7 protein-coding genes are annotated in these 7,690 nt (G+C 62.7%); 3 read left to right on the forward strand and 4 right to left on the reverse strand.

The window, feature by feature from the left end; translation table 11 throughout:
* The 4 genes from VEK15_23885 to VEK15_23900 all read right to left on the reverse strand — a co-directional run.
* A partial coding sequence (locus tag VEK15_23885) for a GHMP kinase (GenBank protein ID HXV63762.1) occupies positions 1 to 960 on the reverse strand: 960 nt, incomplete at its 3' end.
* On the reverse strand, positions 951 to 1,961 hold the full coding sequence (locus VEK15_23890) for an inositol monophosphatase (protein HXV63763.1): 1,011 nt from the start codon (positions 1,959 to 1,961) through the stop codon (positions 951 to 953). The genes VEK15_23885 and VEK15_23890, both read right to left, overlap by 10 nt.
* A complete protein-coding gene (gene galT, locus VEK15_23895; protein HXV63764.1) occupies positions 1,958 to 3,001 on the reverse strand; it encodes a galactose-1-phosphate uridylyltransferase in 1,044 nt (347 codons plus the stop codon). The genes VEK15_23890 and galT overlap by 4 nt, the downstream gene beginning before the upstream one ends.
* Before the next feature lie 7 nt (positions 3,002 to 3,008).
* A complete protein-coding gene (locus VEK15_23900) occupies positions 3,009 to 4,628 on the reverse strand; it encodes a sodium:solute symporter (GenBank protein HXV63765.1) in 1,620 nt (539 codons plus the stop codon).
* Between the two features lie 70 nt (positions 4,629 to 4,698).
* Here VEK15_23900 and VEK15_23905 point away from each other — a divergent pair, with 70 nt between their 5' ends.
* The 3 genes from VEK15_23905 to VEK15_23915 all read left to right on the forward strand — a co-directional run.
* Entirely contained in the window at positions 4,699 to 6,120 is a 1,422-nt protein-coding gene (locus tag VEK15_23905; protein ID HXV63766.1) for a hypothetical protein, read from the forward strand.
* A 44-nt stretch (positions 6,121 to 6,164) separates the two neighbouring features.
* Positions 6,165 to 7,352 (forward strand): ATP-binding protein, encoded by a 1,188-nt coding sequence (locus tag VEK15_23910; protein HXV63767.1) that lies wholly within the window; start codon positions 6,165 to 6,167, stop codon positions 7,350 to 7,352.
* A gap of 42 nt (positions 7,353 to 7,394) precedes the next feature.
* A partial coding sequence (locus VEK15_23915) for a hypothetical protein (GenBank protein HXV63768.1) occupies positions 7,395 to 7,690 on the forward strand: 296 nt, incomplete at its 3' end.

The following is a 7,690-nucleotide window of genomic DNA, read 5'->3' on the forward strand; positions in this document are numbered from 1 at the left end:
GGTGGGCTCACGAACCCGATACGTCACCGAAGGATCCAGGGTGGTCACCGGATCCGAGGTTCCGCCGTAACGAGCCAGGAACTCGGCTCCCGACATCGCTTCCGGAAGCTCGCTCCGGTAGGTGTGCTCGAGCTCCGAAGGCGTGAGGTTGGCGAGATATCCGTCGAAGTCCCGACCTGACGCTTCCTGGAGGATGCGGTATCCCATGAAGGTACCGATGCGCACCGAGGTGTAATCCTCTCCGGAGACCGCGTGAGCGACGCCGGAGTCGATGCCCCTAAAGGCGAGCCCTTCCGGAATGGCCAGGCTCCCCTGGATCTCGGCCGGCTGGCAGAGAAGCGCCAGGAGGCGATCCTTCTCGCCGAAGACCGCCGTCGTCTGGTCCATGATTCCGCACGGGGCACCGGCGACTCGATTCTCGACCTTCTGCGCGAGAAACGCGAGCTCACGCGGCCCGAGGCCGAGGTCATAGGCGGCATCGATGGCCGTTATGGACGCTACGGAGAGCGCCGCCGAGGAGGCGACTCCCTTCCCTTCGGGCACGTCCGAGCGCACGACGATATGTGCGCCGTTCGGAAAAGAGCCTCGCTTCTCCCGGATCAAGACCACGAAAGCCCCGGCCACGTAGGCCGCCCACGCCCTCGAAGGCTCTCGTCGAAAGTGAGCGCGGGCCGCGTCGTAGTCGAGTTTCACCAGCTCATCCAACGATGTGGTGTAGTAACGAGCTCGGTCGCCCAGGCTGATGACGTCGAGCGTCCGCGGCGCCTGCCGCTGCAGCGCCACGCAGGCGGCTTCTCGAAGGGGAAGCTGGAGCACGAGCGAGCCGGAGTAGTCGGCGATGCCACCCATCACATCGAGACGTCCCGGTGCCCTCGCCAGGAACACGGGCGCGTTCTTGCCTGCAGCCGATTCCAGCCGGCTCACGAGGGCGGCGACGTCGGGCCATTCGGTCAGCTCCATAGCCCTCGCCGTCTCAACGCCTCCCGCAGCAACGGTTCGATCTGCCTGCGGATGTTCTCATTGGCATAGCCGATCCAGCTCACATCCGACCCGACGTCGAGAGGTGCGGAGAGAGGCGCACCGTACGCGTCGGTGATGACGACACCGAGCTCGCGGGCGATGAGCTCGGTGCAGACATCATAAGGATGCACGCAAATGCCCAGCGGGAAGCCGCGCGCGGACAGAAGCGGTGCCATGAGCGGCCTCAAATCGGCGACGAACCGATCGCGCCCGGAGAACAACTCGTAGAGCTGGCCTCCGGTGCAAATGTACTGGTCCTCGAAGCAGAGAGCCTTGCCTTTCGGGCTCGGGCCAAGCGCGGCACGCACGATCTCTTCGTCGATTGCCGCGAGCTCGTCGCGCGCTCCGGGGAAGAATCGCGCGATGGTCGCGAAACCGTGCTCGATGGTTGCGGCCGATGACGGTTGGAGCTTTAGTGGGCAGGCCTCCCCTGTCAGTCGGTTGGTGCGTTCGGCCTCGACCGGTCCTCCGGAGAACGCCCACACGGCGTCCGACAAGTGCTGTTTGATCAGGGGGATCTCGGTCTGAACGGCGAGCTCGATGTCTCGCAGGCTCGTGTCCGTGCCGCGATTGGGAGCCACTCCCGTCAGGATCCAGGCGCTTCGTTTCTGGTACATCGCTCCACGAGTGCCGTCGATCGGATCGATGACGATCCGGAAGGCCGCGTCGTTCTCGGAGGCAGTGCGGGGCACGACGATCTTTCCATCGGGCTCGAGACCTTCGGCGATGAGAACCACCGCTTCGTCGAGCGACGCCTTCTCGAAGAACTCGAGAAGCACCGAATCTCCCACGCGGTCGACCGCGTAGAGCGTGTCGCCTTCCTCGTCCCTCGCTACCGACGAAAGCTCCTCGAGCTCGCGGCGCGCGAAAGCGGCGACGACCGCCTCCCTGATTTGCGCGTGCAGCTCGCGGATGGGGCCCAGGAGATCGATGAGTTTCATCGTTCGGGCACGTGCCGGTAGTGGACGTCGGGCACCGCCCGGAGCTCCGCCGCCTTTTCCTCAGGAACGGTATCGCTGAGGAAGTTTCCCCCGCCCACCTCCGGACCCGCGAGGTACTTCAGCAAATTCGGCTTTCTCAGCGGAGGGTGGAACTCGGCGTGGAAGTGGAATGCGCCGTAATCGTTCTCGTCAGTCGGGGCTTGATGAAGGAGCATCACGTAGGGGAAGCTCATCCGCCAGAGATTGTCGAACTTCACGAGCACGTGCTGTAAAGCGGCGGTGAAATCGACGACCTCGGCGTCGGACAGGCTTGCGATGCTGGGGTGAGTCCTCTTCGGCGCCACGATCACCTCGTAAGCATAACGGGCGAAGTAGGGGACGAAGGCCACTGCGGTGTCGTTCTCGTAGAGAATCCGTCTTCCGTCGGCCGCCTCCGCTTCGAGGATGCCGACGAAGAGAATGCGACCGCTATTCGCCCGATAACGCGCGGACGCCGCCACCTCGTTGGCAATCGTCTTGAAAACGAAATCGGTCGCGTAGATCTGACCGTGAGGGTGCGGGTTCGAGACACCAACGGCTTTTCCCTTGTTCTCGAACATCAGGACGTGAGCGACGTCGGGCCTTCTCGCCAGATCGCGAAACTCCTTTTGCCAGGTGCCCATGACCTCTTGCGCCGCCATCGACTCCATCTCCGCGAGCGTCAGATCGTGACGTGGGCTGAAGCAAACGACCCGCGAGACGCCCGTTGCCGGACGGACGCGGTACGGCTCGGCCGGTATCGACAGATTCGTGGGTGCGTCGGGCCCGACACAGGGGTGGTCGTTGTCGAAAACGAACGTCGACTCGTAGCGAGGATTCCGCTGTCCGCTCGAGCGCAGGTTCCCGGGACAAAGGTAGCAGTCGGCGACGAAATCGGGAACCCCGGCAGGCTCGTCTCCCAGGGTCTCGCCCGTCCACGGCCGGTCCTGGCGATGGGCGGCGATGATCACCCATTCCTCGCGGAGCGGATGCCACCGCTGCTCCCAACGTCCTTCGAACATCAGCCGATCAAAGCATTCGGAGCGGCGAGAAGTAGAGCAGGACCAGAACGACCACGCCAACGATGATGACGGTGTGCATCACGTCGGTCCAGTCCCAGCTGGCGCGCGATGACGCTCGATCGCCGGAAACAGTCGTCGCGTAGGTGAGGCCCCGCAGGCTCTCTTCGGACGGTGGCCGCGTCACCAGGCTCGTCGCGATCAACAAGAACGCGCAGAACAAGAAAAGAAACACGCAGAAATGGAGGAAATTGACGTCGGCGAAGGTGAAGAGCCATCCGCTGAGAGCATCCTTGTTGAGCTCGGCCACGAGCCGGCCCATTCCCACCACGAAACCTCCGATCAAACAGGCCAGCGCGCCCTGGGAGTTGATGCGTTTCGAAAAGAGTCCCAGAAAGAAGACCGCCGCAATGGGCGGTGCGATATAGGCCTGTACGCTCTGTAAATAATGGTAGAGCTCACCGGAGATGTTTCGCAACAAGGGGATCCAGGCGATTCCGGTGACGACGAGGACCGTCGTTGCCAGCTTCCCCACGACCACGAGGGTGCGCTCCGACGCGTCGGGATGGAGCTTCTTGTAGATGTCCATCGTGAACAGCGTGGAGGAGGAGTTGAAGACGGCGGCGAGAGAGCTCATGAGCGCGGCGAGGAGCCCTCCGGCAACGAGGCCGCGCACGCCCGAGGGAAGGATCGCAGCCACCATCGCCGGGAAAGCCTGGTCGGCCTCGACCAGCTCGAGCTCGCCGCTTCGTGCTAGCGCGAAGGCGATGACGCCGGTCAGGAGGAAGATAAAGAACGGCGCGAGTTTCAGATAGGCGGCGAAGATGGTTCCCCGGCGTGCTTGTCGCTCGTTCGGCGCCGCGAGAACCCGCTGTACGATGTACTGATCGGTGCACCAGTACCAGAGACCGACGATCGGTGGCGCCAGGATCATTCCCGTCCACGGGAAGTCGGGATGGTCCGCCGGCAGGAACATGTTGAGATGCTCGGGATCGACGATCTCCAGAAGCCGGCTCCAGCCACCGAGGCGAGCGAGGCCGGCCACGGTGACGGTCGCGGATCCGGCGAGCAGCACGAACGCCTGCAGCGCTTCGGTGTAGACGACGGCTCGAAGCCCCCCCAGCACGGTGTATATCCCGGTCAAGATCACGACCACCAGGGCCCCGGTCCAGAAGTCGATGCCCATGAGCGTCTGGAAAACGACCGCGCCGGCGTAGATCGTCACCGAGATCTTCGTGAGCACGTAGGCGACGAGCGCCGTCAAAGAGAGAATCCATCGCGCCGCGGGGCTGTAGCGTTTCTCGAGGAACTCCGGCATCGTGAAAACGCGGCTTCTCATGTAGAACGGGACGAAGACCCAACCGAGCACGAGGACCAGCCATGAGTGCAGCTCGTAGTGGCCCATCACCACACCGCTCTTCGCCCCCGTGCCCGCGAGCCCGACGATGTGCTCGGATCCGATGTTCGATGCGAAGATCGAGGCGCCGATGACGAACCATCCCACGTGACGTCCGGCGAGGAAGTAGTCGGCCGAAGACTCCGGGCGCCTGCGTATCACCCACCAGGCGAGCCCGATGAGAACGAGAAAATAGAGGGTGACGACGAGCCAGTCGAGATTGGTAAAAGACATGGAACTCCCTCGCGCCGAGCGCGAAAGTCTAGGATGTATCAGAATACAGCGCAAGGAGATGTTTCATCGGATGGTGATCGGGCTGGTCATCGCCTGGTGCCTGCCTTGCTGCAAGGGCGCGGCGAAGCCGAGTCTCGAGCCGAGCCTCGGCGCGATCGAGCTGACATCCGATCACCGGCCGCTCGTCGAGGGATTCTCGTGGGCGAAAACAAAGGCTCTAGAGTACGTCTTCGACGGGAGCGCCGTGGGGAAATGGTTTGGCGGGGCGCTCCCCGGACGCGAGGTTTTCTGCGTGCGCGACGTTTCGCATCAAGCTACCGGGGCCATGGCTCTCGGCCTATCCGCCCATGTGAAGAACATGCTTCTCAGGTTTGCTCGGGCAATCGCCGAATCCCGTGACTGGTGCACCTTCTGGGCGATCGACCGCAACGACCGGCCGTCAGCCATCGACTATCGTGGAGACGACGACTTCCGATACAAGCTACCCGCCAACTTCGACATGGTGCACACCTGCTATCGCGTCTACGAATGGACGGGTGACGAAGACTATCTCGGTCACCGGGACTTCGATCACTTTTATCGCCGTTCACTCACCGATTACGTGGCGGTGTGGGACCAGGATGGCGATGGCCTGATGGAAAGCCCTCCGCAGAACGGAACGCGTGGACTCGCGACCTACTACGAAGGCGAGCTGCCCCGGGCTTGGACAGGCGGCGATCTGGTTGCGGCGCACTACGCCGCGATCCGCGCCTACACGCGAATCCTCATGCTGCGGGGCGAGACGGACGAGGCAGTTTCCATCGCTACCGAGGGAAGCCGTCTGCGTCGTTTGTACAACGAGGCCTGGTGGAGCCCCGAGCTAGGCCGTTTCTATCCTTCACGGGGAGAAGGCGGGAAATTCAATACCGATGACGTTCCTTCCATGCAAATCTTTCCTCTGTACTTCGGAATCGTGGACGGTTCACGTGCCGACGAGCTCTTCGACCAGCTCGACATCGGACCGCTGACCATCGAGGAGAATTCCTATCTCGCCGAGGCCTACTACCGTTACGGGCGAAACGAGCAAGCTTTTCACTATCTGATGGGCCAAATGGATCCCCATCTGCCGCATCGCGATTACCCCGAGAACGTCTTCACCGCAGTCGGTACGACGGTGCATCATCTCGTCGGAGTCAGCCCACGAGCGTCGGAGGGAGTCGTCGAGACCCGTTCGCGCCTGCCGAACGAGGTTTCCTGGGTTCGACTGGATAACGTGCCGGTGCTTGCGAACGAAATCGCGGTCCACCAGTCGGGTGCTCGAGAGACCCGAGTGGAGAACCATTCCGGGCCCGCCTTCGCCTGGCGGGCCGTATTCGCCGGAGAGCAGGTCTCGTTGCTCGTCGACGGCGAGCTAGTCGTCGCCCGCAGGCGAACATCCGAATCGGGGGAGGCAGAGAGCTTCACCGAGCTCGTGGTGGGTCCGGGCGAGGCACACGTCGTCCGAGTTCCTTGAAATCTCGGTGGACGCAGCCGAGATTTCAAGGTAGCCTTTTCGGGGTGCTGGAACGGCGGCGGGAGCGTTCGCGAATCGAGGCGTACCTATCCCGATTTCCGGTGGTCGCCATCGTGGGCGCGAGGCAAATCGGCAAGACGACCCTCGCTCGCGTCATCGCGGCGAGGTGGCGAAAAGGGCCGGTCCGGCGATTCGACCTCGAAGAGACTTCCGATCGGGCTCGCCTGAGTGATCCGATGCTAGCGCTCCAAGACTTAACCGGGCTCGTGATACTGGACGAGATCCAATTGCTCCCCGAGGTGTTCTCGACGCTCAGGGTACTCGCCGATCGTCCGCGTTATCCCGCCCGGTTTCTGATTCTGGGAAGCGCATCACCGGACCTTTTGAGACAGAGCTCCGAGTCCCTGGCCGGAAGAATCATTTACCACGAGCTGAAGGGCTTCTCGATGGACGAAGTCGGTGTTCGCCGTCGAAAAAAGCTATGGTTGCGAGGCGGCTTCCCGCGCTCCTTTCTCGCCCGCACGAACGAGCTCAGCTTCGAATGGCGCCGCAGTTTCGTTCGCTCGTTTCTCGAGCGCGACCTGCCACAGCTGGGTGTCCAGATCCCGTCGGGGACTCTCGAGCGCTTCTGGTCGATGGTCGCTCACTATCACGGTCAAATCTGGAACTCGTCGGAGTTCGCGCGATCCTTCGGAGTTGCGGACACGACGATCCGCAGATATTTGGACGTCATGACGGCAACGTACGTCGTTCGGCAGCTTCGTCCCTTCAGCGAGAATCTCGCGAAACGCCAAGTCAAATCGCCCAAGGTCTACGTCAGCGACAGCGGGCTACTCCACACCTTGTTGAATCTCCGGGACCAGGCTGACGTCGAAGGTCATCCGAAGGTGGGTGCGTCCTGGGAGGGATTCGCGATCAACGCGGTCACCCGCGAGCTCGACGCGCGACCGGAGGAGTGTTTCTTCTGGGCGACTCACTCGAGCGCGGAGCTTGACTTGCTCGTCGTGCGGGGCCGGCATCGGTGGGGTTTCGAGTTCAAGCGCACTGTCGCTCCCAAGATCACGCGTTCGATGAGGGTGGCCATCGAGGATCTTCACCTCGACCGCCTCGATGTCATCTACGCTGGAGATGCGACTTATCCGCTGGCCGAGCGGATTCGAGCGGTGGCTCTTTCGGATTTGCATCGAGCGCTGGGTCACGGAAGAGCGTGGCAGACGCGGCGTAAGAAATAGGCGCGCTTGAAGCTGGGTAGAGCGAGCCGGTAGATTGCGTCGATGTTTGGTGTTCTTGCGGTCGTTCTCGTGACGATGCCGTCGGTCGTGGAGTCTGCGGAGGACGGCGGCCGTCTGTTCCGCCTCGTTTCCGCCTTCGTGGACTACCGCAACCACTCGGGACCCCCGGTCAAACGCTCCATCGTCGAGATGGTGGGAGCGGGTGTGTGTATGCTGGATTACGACGGGGACGGTCTGGACGATCTTTACTTTCCCGACGGCGGAGCGCCCGGGCTCCGCGCGAGCAATCGCCTGTATCGCAATCGCGGCGATCTCGTTTTCCAGGACGCGACGAGAGA

The organism is Vicinamibacteria bacterium (assembly GCA_035620555.1).
Classification (GTDB): Bacteria; Acidobacteriota; Vicinamibacteria; order Marinacidobacterales; family SMYC01; genus DASPGQ01.